The following is a 15196-nucleotide window of genomic DNA, read 5'->3' on the forward strand; positions in this document are numbered from 1 at the left end:
TGTATCAGTGGCACAGGCATCTTGCCTGTGAATTTATGGAATTATTTGATCATACCAAATCTGGCTTTAATATCCCCTTTTTTCTTCAGTCGGCGGCGGCAGATATTGAAAAGATGACTGTGTGGTTTTTTGAGTTGATTTAATGTAGGGAGTCGTAATTATCAGGACACGGCAGTGCCGTTTCCCTACCTGTTAGGATTCTGCTGGCTGTTTTTGATTAAATTAGGTTAATTGCACCTCATAAGCTGTAGGGACAGGGTATTGCCGTGTCCTTGTTTCAAAACTGCCGCGTTCTTGTTGCAAAACTTCGAGAGTGCATCACAAACATCCTAGATAGTGTTTTTAGCTACATTCTGCAAAGCCGTCACCGTCAACAATGGTAGGTAAAACTACAACGGACAGCTTTGAAATCGGCTGGGAAATATTTTTTATGAAACCTCGAATCATTGTTTGCGGCTTGGGCCACACGGGACACAAGATTTTTTGTTTGTTAAGACAGCAAGGGGCGATTGTGGTTGGTATTAGCGATCGCCCAATTCGCAGCGAAACTTCTGAGGTGGTTGTCGGCAATTTGCAAGCAGCTTCTACCTTGTTGGCGGCTGGCATTCAAAAAGCCCACACTTTAGTAATTGCAGGTAATGACGATGCTGTGAATTTGGCAGTTTTGATGCAGGCGAGGATTCTCAATCCTCAAATTCGGATCATTAACAGATTGTTCAATACTAGCTTGGGCGACAGAATTGATCACACTTTGCCCGATCACACTTCCATGAGCGTTTCAGCTTTGGCGGCTCCGGTTTTTGCTTTTGCTGCTCTCGGAAATCAGGCGATTGGACAGTTGAGTTTGTTCGATCGCACTTGGCCGATTCACGAAGAGTATATCGATGAAGATCATCCCTGGCTCGATCGACAACTCAGCGATTTGTGGAACGATCGATCGCGAATGTTGATTTATTACCTCCCGGCTGCTAACAAAACTGATTTAGTATCGGCGGTGCTGGCGGGCCAGCAGTGTCAAAAGGGCGATCGGCTAATTGTAGCAACTGAGCCGACTCTCCGCAGCCCCCAAAAAACTTTAATTCAAAAATTCTTTAAAACCCTAACTAGCCTGCGCCGATTTCAGCAGCACAGCCAAGCGGTAATTGTGGTACTGACTCTGCTGGCTATGATTGGAATAGCTACTTCTACTTATATTTGTGTTGATGAAAATATCTCGATTGTCGATTCTCTATATTTTTCGGTAGGGATGATTACTGGGGCCGGAGGCTATGAAAAAGTTGCGGAACAAGCTCCACAAAATATTAAATTATTTACGGTGATGATGATGTTAGTTGGAGCGGGCATCATCGGCATCTGCTACGCCCTGCTCAACGATTATGTATTGGGAACTCGCTTTAGCGAATATTGGGATATAGCGCGAGTTCCGCAGCGCCATCATTACATTATTTGCGGACTCGGAGGACTCGGCATCCAAATTGCTAAAGAACTGCACAATAACGGTTATGATATTGTGGTAATCGAGCAAGATCCGAACAGCCGCTTTCTGAACACGGCTCGCTCAATGCAAATTCCAGTAATTCAAGGAAGTGCCAGTTTGTCTGCAACTTTGGAAGCTGCTAACGTTAAGCAAGCTGCTGCACTTTTGGCAGTTACTAGCAGCGATATGTCTAATCTAGAAATTGCCTTAACCGCTAAAGGATTAGCACCGAAACTATCGGTGATTGTCCGCAATCAAGACTCGCATTTTGCTCTGATGGTGCAGCAGGTTTTTGAGTTTGAAGGAGTTTTGAACCCGACGGAGTTAGCGGCTCCTGCTTTTGCGGCGGCGGCGATTGGAGGCAGAATTTTGGGCAACGGAATGACTGCTGAAAGTCTGTGGGTTTCCTTGGCCACATTGATTACACCAAAACATCCTTTCTGTGGCCAACAAATTCAAGATGCTGCTAAATCAGCAGATTTTGTGCCTCTTTATGTGGAAACTAATTGTCAAACTATTCACGGCTGGGATTTGTTCAATTGTTGTCTGAGTTCGGGGGATGTTTTGTATTTGACGATGCCGGCGAATCGCTTGGATCAACTGTGGAGAACGACTTCGGAATTAATTAAAACTTAATCGTTTGACGCAAGAATTTATAGCAGAAGGAAGAAGGAAGAAGGAAGAAGGAAGAAGGAAGGAAGAAGGAAGAAGGAAGAAGGAAGAAGGAAGAAGCAATCGACAGCATGGGTTTGGGGTATTAAGAACGTCCTAAACGTCGGGCGGGGTTGTTATATGTCGCCGATCGCCCAATTGGAACTCTAAACGTGATAAACTGGAGCCTGTATAGTAAATAAGACTTACGGCGAATCCTCAGAAACCCGGTTTCTGAACGCAAGTTCTAGTATAAATAACCAACAGACTCTCAATTAGTTGCGATTTAGCATGAGAAAATTTTTAGGATTAGTCGTGTTTGGGATGATAATGGCGATCGCCTCTGTAGCTGTGGCCGCTCAACCTTTGTCCGTCGCCTATCCTCCCGCCAACCACAAAACAATAGCCGATCGCATTTTTCTCATCGGTACAGCCCCCCCAACCGGACAAGTATCGGTAAATGGTAGCCAAATTGCGCGCACCGCAGCCGGTCATTTCGCCCCGACTTTTCCCCTGCAATTAGGCGAAAACGTCTTTACCTTGCGTTACGACAATCAGCAAGTTCAAATTAAGGTGACGCGGGAGTCAAATCAACCAGAAGTCCCCGCCGGATTGGCTTTTGCTAAAAATTCCCTGACGCCGAAAGTCGATGTGGCGAGTTTACCGGGGGAATATATCTGCTTTGGGGCGATCGCTCCGGCGAATACTCAAGTCGCGGTAAAATTAGCCGATGTTACTATTCCTCTAAAAGCGCGATCGCAAGTCGAACTCCCCGACAACAAATCTGTACTGTTAGGTGAAAATTCCCCGATTGCAAAAACTGGCATCGAACAGTATCAAGGCTGTGCTAAAACTCCTGAAAACTCCGTCTCATCGCAGAAAAAAGTCGATTTAGGAGTGCCATTATTTGAACTAACAATGAACGATAAAACTATCAGCCAACCAGGTACTGGCAAGATTTCTATTCTCTCTCCGACTGACTTAGAAATAGCCGAAGTAACAGCCGATCCTGGCGTCGCCAGAACCGGGGCGAGCACCGATTTTTCTCGGATGACACCGCTGCCCAAGGGAACGCGAGCAACAGTTATCGGGCGCGAGGGAGAATGGATTCGCCTCGATTACGGCGCTTGGATTAAAGCATCGGAAGTGCGAATTGTCAAGGATGCCGTGCCTGTGCGATCGATTATTCGCAGCGCCAGATCGCGTCAAGTTTCCGGTTGGACAGAGGTCTTATTTCCCTTAGAAATACCAGTCCCAGTCACCGTACAAGAAGGAGAACGGACTTTCACTTTAACACTGTATAATACCACCGCTCAAACTGACATTATTCGCCTAGACGATGACCCAGTAATTTCACGTTTAGCGTGGCAACAAATCTCGCCGTTGCAAGTACAATATACTTTCAATCTCAAATCTGCCCAGCAGTGGGGTTATAAGTTGAGATACGATGGCACAACTTTAGTGCTGTCTTTAAAACACCCGCCGGGAAATACAAGCAGCGCGGTGCCGAATTCGCCAGAAAAACCGCTGTCAGGAATCAAAATTCTCATCGATGCGGGACACGGTGGCCCGGAGGATTCGGGTGGTGTGGGCCCCACCGGCTATCGCGAGAAAACAGTGGCTTTAATTGTGTCGAAATTGGTGCGAGAGGAATTGGTAAATCGGGGCGCGAATGTGGTAATGACACGGGTGGAAGATGTCGATTTGGATTTGCCGCCGAGGGTGGAAATGATTCAAAAAGAAGAACCTGCGATCGCAATTTCGATCCACTACAATGCCTTGCCCGATAACGGCGATGCGATTAATACTAAAGGTGTCGGCGCATTCTGGTTTCACCCGCAAGCCCACAGTTTGGGAATGTTTTTGCACAATTATTTAGTTGCCAAGTTGAACCGTCCGAGCTATGGTGTATTCTGGAACAATCTAGCCATGACTCGTCCTGCCGTCACTCCATCTGTTTTAATGGAATTGGGATTTATGATCAATCCCGAAGAGTTTGAATGGATTGTGAATCCGACAGAACAGAAAAAGTTAGCTTCTGCCATTGCCCAAGGCATTACCGAATGGTTTGCCTCCGTCAAATAACAGTTCGATCGTTCGGACTTCAGTCCTTCCCAAAAAGTTAGTTAGCAATCAGCACTTCAGTCCTTCCAATCCCAGGAGATTAAATCAATGCTAAGTTTTTCTCAATCAAAAGCCTTTTTCATTGCAGCCGTATTTGCAAGTTTAAGTTTTTCACTTTACAGTTTTCCAGTTTTCGGTAAAGAGCAAAGTCTTTCCCCCCAAAAAGTAGAAGCTTTAAAAAAGCAAACTCAATGCTCTTTTATTACAGGTGAAGGCGGCACTGTTAACATTCGCAAAGGCCCCGGCAATAACTACCCAGTTGTAGCGAAACTCAAAAGAGGAGACGGAGTTCGGGCTGTCAGCAGACAAGGTAATTGGGTGAAAATTGCGGCCAAAACTTCTGGAACGGTTCCTAATGAAACTTTTACAATCCTTGACGGTTGGGTGAATAATCAATTTATTAATGGCTGTTCCGAAGATCAATTTGACAGGTGGCGGAAATAGGGAATTTAAAGCTCTATAATGATAGTGGTAGCTGGTTTTAGAGTATTAGTGTCAAGTCAAGACTAAAACCCTTGATAAATCTTGTTTGTAGCCGAAGCAAGATCCCCCTAGCTCCCTACAACCAGGCTACCCTGTACACACAATTTCTAAAAGCCTTGTTTAGCAAGACATAAGCCTCTAAATGCCAGGTTTTTAGATCGTCCAGGTTGTGATCAACTGTTTTGGCTTGTTGATAATAATTAATGGAAAATCAAGGATTTAAAAAATAAATTTCCATGACTTTCCGTCAGTTTAATTTCCAACTCGACTTGTGTGTACACCGTAGACTTCTTAAGGGGATACGAGGGGATATAGATTCTGGGAAAAGCGAAATTTATCAGAGGAGTTTAGTCTTAATTTGACACCAATACAATCCGTACTGTAACCTACATTTAAACCTAACAAAAAAAATAATGCACAAGATTCCTGTTACAGTGATTACTGGTTTTCTCGGTAGTGGCAAAACTACCTTAATTCGCCATTTATTGCAAAATAATCAAGGCCGCCGTATTGCTGTTCTAGTTAACGAATTTGGCGAAATTGGGATTGACGGAGAACTGCTGCGCGATTGCCAAGTTTGTGACGATGAAGAAAGTGTCAACAGTAATATTGTTGAACTCACAAATGGTTGTCTTTGCTGCACTGTTCAAGAGGAATTCTTGCCGACTATGCAGGAATTGTTGAAGCGCAAAGACCAAATTGATTGTATCTTAATTGAAACTTCTGGTTTGGCACTTCCTAAGCCTTTGATTCAAGCTTTTCGCTGGCCGGAAATTCGCACGGGCGCTACTGTCGATGGTGTGGTTGCTGTTGTTGATTGCGAAGCTATTGCTAGCGGTAATTTTGTCGGTGATATTGATGCTTTGATGGCGCAGCGGCAGGCTGATTCTAGTTTGGATCACGAAACTCCGATCGAGGAATTGTTTGAAGATCAATTGGCCTGTGCTGATATGGTACTGTTGACGAAGGTCGATCGCGTAAATGAAGAAACTCAACAGAAAGTTCAAACCTGGTTGCAGCAAGAATTGCGTCCGAGTGTGAAAATTGTTCCTTGCAAAGGTGGCGAAATTAACCCCGATGTGCTATTGGGATTTAATGCGGCGGTTGAGGATGATTTGGAGTCTCGCCCAAGTCACCACGACACTGAGGAGGAACATGAGCATGATGATGATATTAACTCGACTTTCTTTATTGCCGATCGCGCCTTTGAACCTGAAGCTTTAGTGAAAAAACTGCAATCGCTGATGCAGCAAGAGGAAATCTATCGGATTAAGGGATTTGTGGCGGTTCCTAACAAGCCGATGCGGATGGTGTTGCAAGGTGTGGGCGATCGTATAGAATATTTTTACGATCGCCCTTGGCAACCTTCCGAGCTCCGTCAAACCAAGCTGGTGCTGATCGGAAGAGAACTTGACTCTGCTAAAATACAGTCATTCTTGTAGTTGAATGCGGGTGATCGCTTTTTGTCATCAAGGGCGATCGATCTGCGATCATTCTACACTTTATACTATTTCTAACGTCAAAAGCCCGATCGGTTTATTAACAACTAACTGCATCCTGTCTAACCATTGCGAACCGATTAAAATCTCCGGGAGATCCTCTCCAACATGGACGGGAATAACAAATTCTTGACCGTCAATAATTACTCGACCTTCATAGAGGTCAAATAAAACATCTCCCCGCGCTGTCTGCATCTCGATTTCTCGGACAATTAAAGACCAATCTAAACCATCTAAATCTTGAGAATTAATCGCTATAAAACCTGTGGTAAAACCTGTATCTAGTAGCACTTCAACAGGAAAGCGCTCGCCATTAAATGCAATCAATTCAATCTCAAAAAACAACTCTCCGTTTTCCCCAAACCAACCTGATATCATATACTGCCACAGGTTCCTTTTTCATTGAGGCGAAACATTGTTAACATCACATTTTTATCGCCATAGTATTCTTTGATTTTTTGTGCAATGCCTAACAGTTTGGGATCTATCAAATACTCTTCACTGTCCGGCTCGATCGCAATAAACCAATTGTAATAGTCCCCGATCAGTTCCGGGCGAATTCGCTCAAATATTGCTCGACCGCGTAAACGGAGTTTAGTTTTTTCTGCTTTGTGTTTTGCTAATTCTTCTGGTGGTATAGTCCGAGAGATTCTACCCCGCAGCGCTTTTCGCTTTTCTGATAGCTGAGTCATGGTTTTTTTTAGATTAAATGTATAGATTGATTTATGATAGCCCACAAGTATTATTTTGTCTATTTTTGCTAAAACCCGCCCTTAAAGTCTTCAGCAAACAATTTATTAACATTTTTTAATATTGTTGCTGCTAGTAGCAAGTATGGTGTAAGATAGCGACAATGGTTATCATTGTACAACAAACGAGGTAAAGTATGGTGACTGCTGGGGCGATCGAATCAGTTCCCGTGACCGTTCTCACAGGCTATCTGGGTGCAGGCAAAACTACGCTACTCAACCACATTTTAACACAGAAACACGGCAAAAAAGTTGCAGTCATCGTCAACGAATTCGGCGAAGTAGGCATCGACAACCAACTCATCATTGATGCCGACGAAGAAATTTTTAAAATGAACAACGGCTGCATTTGCTGTACAGTCCGAGGCGACTTAATTCGGATTATCGGCAACTTAATGAAGCGGCGCGACAAATTCGACCACATAGTCATCGAAACTACAGGTTTAGCCGACCCCGCACCCGTAATTCAAACATTTTTTGTAGACGAAGATATGCGGGACAAATTGCTGCTGGATGCAGTTGTCACTGTCGTTGATGCCAAGCACATCTGGCAACATTGGGATGCAGAGGAAGTTCAAGAACAAATTGCTTTTGCTGACGTGGTTTTGCTCAACAAAACTGATTTAGTGACTGACGGAGAATTGGCTGAATTAGAAAAGCGAATTCGCGCCATGAATGCAATGGGAAAAATTCACCGTACTCAGAACGCTGAATTAGCAATGGATGCTTTGTTAGGCGTTAAAGCCTTTGACTTGAACCGAGCCTTAGAAATCGAACCAGACTTTTTGGGCGAACATGAACACGAACATGACGTAACAGTAACTTCCGTAGCAATAGTCGAATCCGGCGCTATTGACGGCAACAAATTTAGCGATTGGATTGAGGAATTGTTACGAACTCAAGGCCCGAATATCTTTCGGACAAAAGGCATTTTGAATATAGCTGGAAAAGACGAGCGATTTGTTTTTCAAGGAGTACATATGTTGTTCGATGGTCGGCCGGATAGAGCTTGGAAAGCCACCGAAACTCCGAAAAATGAACTCGTATTTATCGGCCGCAACTTAAACGAAACTCAATTGCGAGAGGATTTCCATCGGTGTCTAGTTTAACTGACATATTGAAGCATTTTTAATAAGCCTTTTAGGAACAGGCAAGATGCCTGTTCCACAAGAAGAAAATTCATCTCTTGTGGAACAGAATAGGCAAGATGCCTATTCCACAAGAAGAAAATTCATCTCTTGTGGAACAGAATAGGCCAGATGCCTGTTCCACAAGAAGAAAATTCATCTCTTGTGGAACAGAACAGGCAAGATGCCTGTTCCACAGGAAGAAAATTCATCTCTTGTGGAACGGGCATCTTGCCCGTTCTTAAGAAGAGTGCAACATCTCAGATTCAATAAATATGGGTAACAAAAAGACAAATAAAAGTGAACTAACCCTGCAATTTCAGGCTGAAGCCATGCTTTCTGACTACATAACTGCTGTTACGTGGTCGCCGGATGGCGCAACTTTAGCAGTTTGTTCCGCTGCGGGCGAAGTGATGCTGGCGACAGGGGAAATTAATAAATTGTCTTTGCAACCGCTGCAAAGTGCCACGGGTAAATCGGTAGATTGTTTATCTTTTTCTGCCGATAGTCAATTCTTAGCTGCGGGCGGACAAGATGGAAAAGTGCAAATTTGGAGGGTTAATTCTGGGGAGTTAATCGCTAATTTGGACAATCACCGTGTCTGGGTTGATAAATTAGCTTGGAGTCCCCACTGCAATCAGTTAGCTTTCAGTATGGGCCGCTGTGTTCAAGTCTGGAATGCTGATGATCATATTGTGGAAGTAACGCTGAATTTCGAGTCATCATCTATCCTAGATTTAGCATGGCATCCGATTGTTCAATACCTGGCAGTTAGCGGCTATCAAGGTGTTAAAGTTTGGAGTGGCGAAGACTGGGACGAAGACCCGGAAATTTTATCAGTACCGTCTGTAACAGGTGCAATTGCTTGGTCGCCACAAGGGGAATATTTAGCCTGCGGCAATATGGATAATACTCTAATTGTTAGTGAATGGGGCAACTTGGAACCGTGGGTAATGCAGGGTTTTCCGGGGAAGGTTCGGGAGTTGGCTTGGTCGGATCAAATTAATTCTTTGGCACCTTTGTTGGCTGCTTCGAGTTCTCAAGGTGTTTCTGTTTGGGCAAGAGATGCTGATGAAAGTGTCGGTTGGGAAGGTTGGGCTTTAGAAGTTCATGAAAATGTGGTAAGTGCGATCGCCTTTCAGCCTAACACATTTTTATTAGCTTCCGCCGCCGCCGACGGTCAACTTTGTTTGTGGTACGAAGCAGAACAATTGCTGCAAATTCTAGAAGGTGCAGAGGCTGGTTTTTCCTGTCTCGCATGGCATCCCGATGGTCAGTTTCTCGCGGCTGGTGGCTGTGGTGGCGAATTGGTGGTTTGGTCGAAATCTATGCGCGGCAAGGGGTTCGGGCGGGGTTGAGCTCGTATGACGACCGATCGCACTCCAAGTTGCAAAAACATCAACAATTGAAAACTTGCACTTTACTGAAGGCTAGATTAATATAACATTTTAGTGGCTGCATTATCCTTAAGGGCGATCGACAATTATGACCGAACAGCAATTTCTCGAACAACTCAACAGCATTCTCGACCAAAACCACCTGCTGAAACACCCGTTCTACCAAATGTGGAACGAAGGTAAACTCGACCTCGCAATGCTGCAAGAGTATGCACAAGAATACTACCTGCAAGTCCACAACTTCCCCACCTACGTTAGCGCTACGCACGCCGCCTGCGACGACATCAAAATTCGTCAAATGCTCCTCGAAAACCTGATAGAAGAAGAGCGAGGCGCTGCAAATCACCCTGAACTGTGGCTGCGCTTTGCCGAAGGTTTGGGTTTAGACAGAAACGCTGTTCTTTCACACGAACACTTAGAAAAAACTACAGAATCCGTCCGCATTCTCAAAGACTTAGCGCGCAGCGAATCTCCCGTCAAAGGTTTAGCTGCCCTTTATGCTTACGAAGCACAAATCCCCGAAGTTTCTACAACCAAAATTGCTGGTTTAAAGGAATTTTACGGCATCGATTCACAAGCTGCTTTGTCTTTCTTTCAAGTCCATGAAAAAGCCGACGAGTTCCACTCGCAAGCCACCCGCGAAGCCCTGTTACAGCTTTGCAAAACTGAAGAAGCACAGCAAGAAGCGCTGTTAGCTGCCCAAAAAGCAACTTCTGCTCTTAATTTACTGCTTGATGGTGTTTACGAAACCTATTGTCAAGCTAAGTAAGCTTCAGTTGACAGTTGACAGTTGACAGTTGACAGCTTCTTTCTGGTAAAAAACGCATATTTGCAGGGCGGGTTGAAAAGCATTGGTGTCAACTTACTGTCAAACGTAGTAATAACTTTCTTGTTTGACGACTGGCCCAGCTCCCCCCTAGCCCCCCTTAAAAAGGGGGGAACCGGAAAATATCAAAATTCTCCTTCAAAAGGAGAGAGTCGGATAGAATCAAAGTCCCCCTTCTTAAGGGGGATTTAGGGGGATCTAGACTCAGCTAGCAGCGAGATTTATCAAAATGTTTACACTGAATAGGACTATTCTCCTTTCTTTCTGGTCAAAATTCCTTGACTGGGACTGAATAGCAAAGCCATTAAAAATAATCCAAACACAACTAATACAATTGCCGCACCAGATGGCATATTAAAATAATAGCTGAAATACATCCCAGTTACACTAGCTATAATTCCAATTATAGCACCAAATCCCATCATTAAGTGTAACTCTTTTACCAACAAATACGCCGTAATTCCAGGCCCGATTAACAGCGAAATTACTAACAGCGCCCCCACAGTTTGCAAACTCGCCACAATCGTTAGTGTAATCGCCGAAATCATCCCCAAATAAATCAAGTTTACAGGTAAACCGGATGCTTGCGCTCCCAGCGGGTCGAACGTATAGAATAGCAGTTCTTTGTAAAAGATTTTAACCGCCACCAAAATAATCACTGTTATGAGGAAAGTCTGCTGCACATCAGACGGTGCAACTGACAATATATTGCCGAACAGAAACCCGTCTAAATCTAATTTTGTCGTCCGTAATAGGCTAATCAATGTGACGCTAATTGCTAAGAATGTAGACAAAATCAATGCCATGATTGCATCAATTTTGAGCCGCGATTGCGATTGAATCCATGCCATAATTACGGCGCTGATGATTCCTGAGATAAACGCGCCGATGGAAATATTGAAACCTAAAGAAAAGGCAACGGGCAATCCTGCTAATACTGAATGGGCAATCATGTCTACCATCATTCCCATTTGCTGTACAATTAGGTATGAGCCGACTACGGCGCAGACAATTCCTAGCAAAATGCCGACGGCGATCGCATTTCGCATGAACTCGAATTTGAGCGGCTCAATTAGTATGTTTAACATTTATAGAGGAAGGAAGAAGGAAGAAAGAAGAAGGAAGAAGGAAGAGGTAGCTGTAGGGTGTGTCGCCCTTGAAAAATTATCAAGGGAAATCGACAATCTCGTAGCGACGCACCCTACGATGAAAATAATCCCATTTTGCTCAGGCAGAAACTAAGCTTAAATCGTATCCATAGGCTTTTTGAATATTAGCGGCGGTGAGAACTTCTCGGCTGGAACCAGCGGCAATTAATCCTTTGTTGAGTAACAATAAATTATCGTATTTTTTTAAGGTTTCGCCTAAATCGTGGCTGATTACTAGCAATGTTTTATTTTCGGCTTTGAGTTCGGCAAAAATATCGAATATAATCTCTTCTGTTGCTTTGTCGATCGCATTAAAGGGCTCGTCGAAGAAGAATAAATCGGCTTGTTGGGCGATCGACCTTGCTAAAAATATCCGCTGCTGCTGTCCCCCGGAGAGTTCGCCAATTTGCCGATCGCGCAAATCCCACATTCCCACCCGCAGCAAAGCCGCTTTCACCAATTCCCGCGACTGCTTCGAGGGAGTCCGAAACCAACCAGTCTGGACAGTCCGCGCCATCATCACCGCATTCCACACCGTAATCGGATAATCCCAGTCAATTTGCGATCGCTGCGGCACATAGGCCACCCGCGATAACTGTTCCTTCAACAACCGCCCCTGATATTTTACCAAACCCCGACACGCCGGGATCAATCCCAGCATCGCTTTCACCATCGTGCTTTTCCCCGCGCCGTTGGGGCCGAACACCCCCGTTAACTGTCCGGGTTCTAACTGGAAATTCACGTTGTTAAGGGCCGAAATTCCTCGATAATTCACAGCCAAGTCTTGCACTTCTAACATAATTCGAGATTTTGAGAACCATTCTTGTTCGTAGCTACTACAATAGGATAACTCTAAAAGTAATAACGATTATCGTTCCAAAGGTGAAATGTTAAAAAAATTGTCTGGAAAAACTGGCAGATTTTGCAGTACGGCTGTTTTGGCGATCGGTTTCGGGTTGGTTGGGTGCAGTGTTGGGCCCCAAGCCAGCAATTCCACGCCCCAGAGTAAGGGCGCGAACTTGCCGAAAGTCGTCGCCACCACTGGCGTTATCTGCGATATAACCAAGGAAATAGCCCAAAGTTCGATCGACACCACCTGTCTAATTAAGCCCGGAGAAGACCCCCACGCCTACCAAACCAAGCCAGAAGACCGCAAAGCCATTGAAACGGGCAATTTGATTTTATACGGCGGCTACAACCACGAACCCAGCATCATTCAATTAATTAAATCCAGCAGTAATCTCGCACCGAAAATCGCCGTACACGAACTCGCCGTTCCCAAACCGCTAATGGGGGAACACGAGCACGAACACGGGGAAGAAAAAGCCGAAGATAAACCCCACGCCACCGACGAAAAAGTCCCTAACCCTCACATTTGGCACAATCCTCAAAATGGCATCCGCATGGTAGAAACAATTCGCGACGAATTGAGTAAAGTTTCTCCAAAAAATGCTCAATTTTACACCACAAATGCCGCTAAACTAACAAATGATTTAGCCAAAATAGATACTTGGATTAAAGCACAAATTGCGACAATTCCGGCAAACCAACGCAAATTAGTCACAACTCACGATGCGCTTAGTTACTATGCCGATGCTTACGGGTTAGAAATTGCTGGAGCTTTGCAGGGAGTGACAACAGAGGAACAGCCCACAGCCGCCAGAATTGCCGAATTATCATCACAAATTAAGACCGCAGGAGTGCCGACAATTTTTGTAGAAAATACAACTAATCCGAAGTTAATGGAGACTGTAGCGAGGGAAGCAAATGTCAAAATTTCGGACAAAGAACTTTATAGCGACGAGTTGGGCGGCCCTGGTACGGGCGCTGATACCTATGAAGGAATGCTGAAAACTAATACTTGCGCGATTACTACTGGCCTGGGCGGCAATTGTACTCCGTTTGCAGGAGAAGCAACACCACTTCCTAAACCGTAGAAAAAGCCGGCGGTTGAAACCGCGCCTAGACAAACAAAAACCGCCGACGCGGTTTGAAGACGGTTAAAATTATATTATTTTCTTTACACTGCGTCGGCGGACTAGCCTTCAAGAAGGCTAATGCCTACGTTTTTATAGGCTCGGTTTCAACCACCGTCTTATCTGCGATGAATTTAAGGTGAATTTTCTTCATCGGTAGTGGGTGGTTTTTTGCCAATTCCCAACTGCTTCTTAGAGGATTTTAAGTCTTTCCAAAGCGCCTTAATATCTTTATAAGCTTTCTCCGTGCTAATTTTCCCGCCTGTTTCCAGCGAGCAAATGTAAGTTATTTTCTGAGCAAATTCCTGCAAGTTGGCATCAAAGGCCAAGTTTTCTGGCGTGAAATCTCCGTAGTAGCGACTGCGAGGATGTAAAAAATCTTCCCGTTCTTTCATTGCCCCCTCCTAATTCAACTTTTGGTTCTGTCTTTGCTATTAATAGCAGTATTTGCACTTAGTATTGCGGCGCTAACTTACTTTTATTGTATTCCGCTGGTAACAATTGTGCTTTTTCGCTGTGTACTTAGCCTATTAAGGCAATTTTAACCTTTAATTACCCGGATTTTAACCTTAGTTTAACCTAAAAGCACAAAAATTGGGAGATGCGCTGTTGGCATCTCCCTTTAGATAGATTTTACAGGGGTTCCTTAACCTATTCTGAAGCGGAATATTTATTTGTGGCACTCGCAACCGGTGTGGCCGCAGCCGGTGCCGTTGGGGTGGCCGTCAGCGCAAGCACTGGAACAGTATGATTTGCCACTTTTTTCGACGGCTTCAGTCAGGCTGACAACGCACAAGCAAGAAGGACAGGCGCATTTTATTTGGGTGACGGTAGTCATTTTGGATTCTCCTGGTGGATGATCGATACATACATCTGAACATATATTCAGATGTATGTCAAGGGAATGTAAAAACTTTGTTACAAAAGATGGGTCGATCGCGCTAAGATGAAAATGAGAATTAAAACCAGCCGATCAAAGATGTCACCAAACTCTGCTGTTAACGGAGCGATCAGTCAGCCTCACCAAGAGAACGATACACCAACGTGCGATCGCGCGCACCTAGTTGACTGTTCGCGGGTCGGGGACATCCAAACACAAGTGCTCAACACGGCAAAAGCTCAGCGAATGGCAGAGTTTTTCAGTCTTTTGGGAGATGCGAACAGGCTGCGGCTGGTGTCTGTGTTGGCAAAACAAGAATTGTGCGTGTGCGATTTGGCGGCGACTTTGGGAATGAGTGAATCGGCAGTATCGCACCAGTTGCGGGCGATGCGGGCGATGCGGTTGGTAAGTTACCGCAAGGTTGGCAGACAGGTTTTTTATAGTTTACTCGATCGGCACGTTTTGGAACTTTACCGAGCAGTCGCCGAACACTTGGACGAAGAATCGTGAACTACCAGACACTGACCGATACGGCGGCGAGCGTGCTGGCTTCTTGTCTCAACGGGAACAGCGTCTAGCAAGACCGAAATCTTACTCTTGACGACTTACATCCCCTCCACAAGCAGAAGCGCTAGTTCCTAACGCCAGAATCCGCAAGGCTTCATTTCTTATATTGATTGCTGCATTTACATCGCGGTCATGGTGCGTACCACAATGCTTACAAGTCCATGCCCTAACATCAAGAGTCAAATTGTCAGCTCGATTTAGGCAAACATGGCAAGGGGTGCATCTCACTTTGGCAAATACATCAAATTGAAAGTTGACCGTTGAGATAAGCACAGCGAAGAGAAAGGATAGA

The 15196-nt window shown here is 44.8% G+C and carries 18 protein-coding genes; 11 read left to right on the forward strand and 7 right to left on the reverse strand.

Annotation, left to right across the window (positions count from 1 at the left end; translation table 11 throughout):
- Positions 1-430: 430 nt before the first annotated feature.
- The 5 genes from QUB66_RS25115 (at position 431) to cobW (ending at position 6177) form a co-directional block, all read left to right on the forward strand.
- Positions 431-2113: a potassium channel family protein gene (locus QUB66_RS25115; RefSeq protein WP_332970092.1), complete on the forward strand. Its 1683-nt coding sequence runs from the start codon at positions 431-433 to the stop codon at positions 2111-2113.
- Between the two features lie 4 nt (positions 2114-2117).
- A complete protein-coding gene (locus QUB66_RS25120; RefSeq protein WP_332970093.1) occupies positions 2118-2249 on the forward strand; it encodes a hypothetical protein in 132 nt (43 codons plus the stop codon).
- A gap of 170 nt (positions 2250-2419) precedes the next feature.
- Positions 2420-4213 (forward strand): N-acetylmuramoyl-L-alanine amidase, encoded by a 1794-nt coding sequence (locus tag QUB66_RS25125; protein WP_332970094.1) that lies wholly within the window; start codon positions 2420-2422, stop codon positions 4211-4213.
- Between the two features lie 87 nt (positions 4214-4300).
- On the forward strand, positions 4301-4696 hold the full coding sequence (locus QUB66_RS25130) for an SH3 domain-containing protein (protein WP_265237295.1): 396 nt from the start codon (positions 4301-4303) through the stop codon (positions 4694-4696).
- Positions 4697-5148: 452 nt separating this feature from the next.
- Entirely contained in the window at positions 5149-6177 is a 1029-nt protein-coding gene (cobW, locus tag QUB66_RS25135; RefSeq protein WP_265237297.1) for a cobalamin biosynthesis protein CobW, read from the forward strand.
- Between the two features lie 60 nt (positions 6178-6237).
- On the opposite strand, the gene QUB66_RS25140 is transcribed toward cobW, so the two are convergent.
- Both QUB66_RS25140 and QUB66_RS25145 read right to left on the reverse strand, forming a co-directional pair.
- Positions 6238-6612 carry an aspartyl protease gene (locus tag QUB66_RS25140; protein ID WP_332970095.1) on the reverse strand — a complete coding sequence of 125 codons (375 nt, stop codon included), beginning with the start codon at positions 6610-6612 and terminating at the stop codon, positions 6238-6240.
- Entirely contained in the window at positions 6609-6926 is a 318-nt protein-coding gene (locus QUB66_RS25145) for a hypothetical protein (protein WP_332970096.1), read from the reverse strand. Before QUB66_RS25145 ends, QUB66_RS25140 begins: the two co-directional genes overlap by 4 nt.
- 194 nt (positions 6927-7120) lie before the next feature.
- On the opposite strand from QUB66_RS25145, the gene QUB66_RS25150 reads away from it, so the two are divergent.
- From QUB66_RS25150 to QUB66_RS25160, 3 genes are all read left to right on the forward strand, one after another.
- Positions 7121-8092 carry a CobW family GTP-binding protein gene (locus QUB66_RS25150; protein ID WP_332970097.1) on the forward strand — a complete coding sequence of 324 codons (972 nt, stop codon included), beginning with the start codon at positions 7121-7123 and terminating at the stop codon, positions 8090-8092.
- 293 nt (positions 8093-8385) lie between these two features.
- Positions 8386-9468, forward strand: coding sequence for a WD40 repeat domain-containing protein (locus QUB66_RS25155; RefSeq protein ID WP_332970098.1), 1083 nt, complete (start codon positions 8386-8388; stop codon positions 9466-9468).
- A gap of 127 nt (positions 9469-9595) precedes the next feature.
- Entirely contained in the window at positions 9596-10276 is a 681-nt protein-coding gene (locus tag QUB66_RS25160) for a CADD family putative folate metabolism protein (RefSeq protein WP_332970099.1), read from the forward strand.
- 305 nt (positions 10277-10581) lie between these two features.
- Here the strand turns inward: QUB66_RS25160 and QUB66_RS25165 are convergent, their stop codons facing one another.
- Complete coding sequence (locus QUB66_RS25165) at positions 10582-11421, reverse strand: metal ABC transporter permease (protein ID WP_332970100.1); 840 nt, start codon at positions 11419-11421, stop codon at positions 10582-10584.
- On the opposite strand from QUB66_RS25165, the gene QUB66_RS25170 reads away from it, so the two are divergent.
- Positions 11381-11575: a hypothetical protein gene (locus tag QUB66_RS25170; protein WP_332970105.1), complete on the forward strand. Its 195-nt coding sequence runs from the start codon at positions 11381-11383 to the stop codon at positions 11573-11575. The genes QUB66_RS25165 and QUB66_RS25170 overlap by 41 nt on opposite strands.
- Here the strand turns inward: QUB66_RS25170 and QUB66_RS25175 are convergent.
- Positions 11561-12280, reverse strand: coding sequence for a metal ABC transporter ATP-binding protein (locus tag QUB66_RS25175; RefSeq protein ID WP_332970101.1), 720 nt, complete (start codon positions 12278-12280; stop codon positions 11561-11563). The genes QUB66_RS25170 and QUB66_RS25175 overlap by 15 nt on opposite strands.
- 88 nt (positions 12281-12368) lie before the next feature.
- Here QUB66_RS25175 and QUB66_RS25180 point away from each other — a divergent pair, with 88 nt between their 5' ends.
- A complete protein-coding gene (locus tag QUB66_RS25180) occupies positions 12369-13418 on the forward strand; it encodes a metal ABC transporter solute-binding protein, Zn/Mn family (protein ID WP_332970102.1) in 1050 nt (349 codons plus the stop codon).
- A gap of 173 nt (positions 13419-13591) precedes the next feature.
- On the opposite strand, the gene QUB66_RS25185 is transcribed toward QUB66_RS25180, so the two are convergent.
- Both QUB66_RS25185 and QUB66_RS25190 read right to left on the reverse strand, forming a co-directional pair.
- Positions 13592-13852 (reverse strand): DUF7219 family protein, encoded by a 261-nt coding sequence (locus tag QUB66_RS25185; RefSeq protein WP_265239418.1) that lies wholly within the window; start codon positions 13850-13852, stop codon positions 13592-13594.
- Positions 13853-14127: 275 nt separating this feature from the next.
- Entirely contained in the window at positions 14128-14295 is a 168-nt protein-coding gene (locus QUB66_RS25190; RefSeq protein WP_265239419.1) for a metallothionein, read from the reverse strand.
- Between the two features lie 141 nt (positions 14296-14436).
- Here QUB66_RS25190 and QUB66_RS25195 point away from each other — a divergent pair, with 141 nt between their 5' ends.
- Complete coding sequence (locus QUB66_RS25195) at positions 14437-14847, forward strand: ArsR/SmtB family transcription factor (RefSeq protein WP_332970103.1); 411 nt, start codon at positions 14437-14439, stop codon at positions 14845-14847.
- Positions 14848-14928: 81 nt separating this feature from the next.
- Here QUB66_RS25195 and QUB66_RS25200 read toward each other — a convergent pair.
- Positions 14929-15196: zinc ribbon domain-containing protein (locus tag QUB66_RS25200; RefSeq protein ID WP_332971288.1), on the reverse strand; the 268-nt coding region annotated here is incomplete at its 5' end.

The sequence above is a fragment of the Microcoleus sp. A2-C3 genome (assembly GCF_036706065.1).
Classification (GTDB): Bacteria; Cyanobacteriota; Cyanobacteriia; order Cyanobacteriales; family Microcoleaceae; genus Microcoleus.

Excerpts from the sequence above, each read along its gene's own strand:
- QUB66_RS25115 (WP_332970092.1), top strand. The coding sequence starts at position 431 with ATGAAACCTCGAATCATTGTTTGCGGCTTGGGCCACACGGGACACAAG.
- QUB66_RS25125 (WP_332970094.1), top strand. The coding sequence starts at position 2,420 with ATGAGAAAATTTTTAGGATTAGTCGTGTTTGGGATGATAATGGCGATC.
- QUB66_RS25130 (WP_265237295.1), top strand. The coding sequence starts at position 4,301 with ATGCTAAGTTTTTCTCAATCAAAAGCCTTTTTCATTGCAGCCGTATTT.
- cobW (WP_265237297.1), top strand. The coding sequence starts at position 5,149 with ATGCACAAGATTCCTGTTACAGTGATTACTGGTTTTCTCGGTAGTGGC.
- QUB66_RS25140 (WP_332970095.1), bottom strand. The coding sequence starts at position 6,612 with ATGATATCAGGTTGGTTTGGGGAAAACGGAGAGTTGTTTTTTGAGATT.
- QUB66_RS25145 (WP_332970096.1), bottom strand. The coding sequence starts at position 6,926 with ATGACTCAGCTATCAGAAAAGCGAAAAGCGCTGCGGGGTAGAATCTCT.
- QUB66_RS25150 (WP_332970097.1), top strand. The coding sequence starts at position 7,121 with ATGGTGACTGCTGGGGCGATCGAATCAGTTCCCGTGACCGTTCTCACA.
- QUB66_RS25155 (WP_332970098.1), top strand. The coding sequence starts at position 8,386 with ATGGGTAACAAAAAGACAAATAAAAGTGAACTAACCCTGCAATTTCAG.
- QUB66_RS25160 (WP_332970099.1), top strand. The coding sequence starts at position 9,596 with ATGACCGAACAGCAATTTCTCGAACAACTCAACAGCATTCTCGACCAA.
- QUB66_RS25170 (WP_332970105.1), top strand. The coding sequence starts at position 11,381 with ATGAACTCGAATTTGAGCGGCTCAATTAGTATGTTTAACATTTATAGA.
- QUB66_RS25165 (WP_332970100.1), bottom strand. The coding sequence starts at position 11,421 with ATGTTAAACATACTAATTGAGCCGCTCAAATTCGAGTTCATGCGAAAT.
- QUB66_RS25175 (WP_332970101.1), bottom strand. The coding sequence starts at position 12,280 with ATGTTAGAAGTGCAAGACTTGGCTGTGAATTATCGAGGAATTTCGGCC.
- QUB66_RS25180 (WP_332970102.1), top strand. The coding sequence starts at position 12,369 with ATGTTAAAAAAATTGTCTGGAAAAACTGGCAGATTTTGCAGTACGGCT.
- QUB66_RS25185 (WP_265239418.1), bottom strand. The coding sequence starts at position 13,852 with ATGAAAGAACGGGAAGATTTTTTACATCCTCGCAGTCGCTACTACGGA.
- QUB66_RS25190 (WP_265239419.1), bottom strand. The coding sequence starts at position 14,295 with ATGACTACCGTCACCCAAATAAAATGCGCCTGTCCTTCTTGCTTGTGC.
- QUB66_RS25195 (WP_332970103.1), top strand. The coding sequence starts at position 14,437 with ATGTCACCAAACTCTGCTGTTAACGGAGCGATCAGTCAGCCTCACCAA.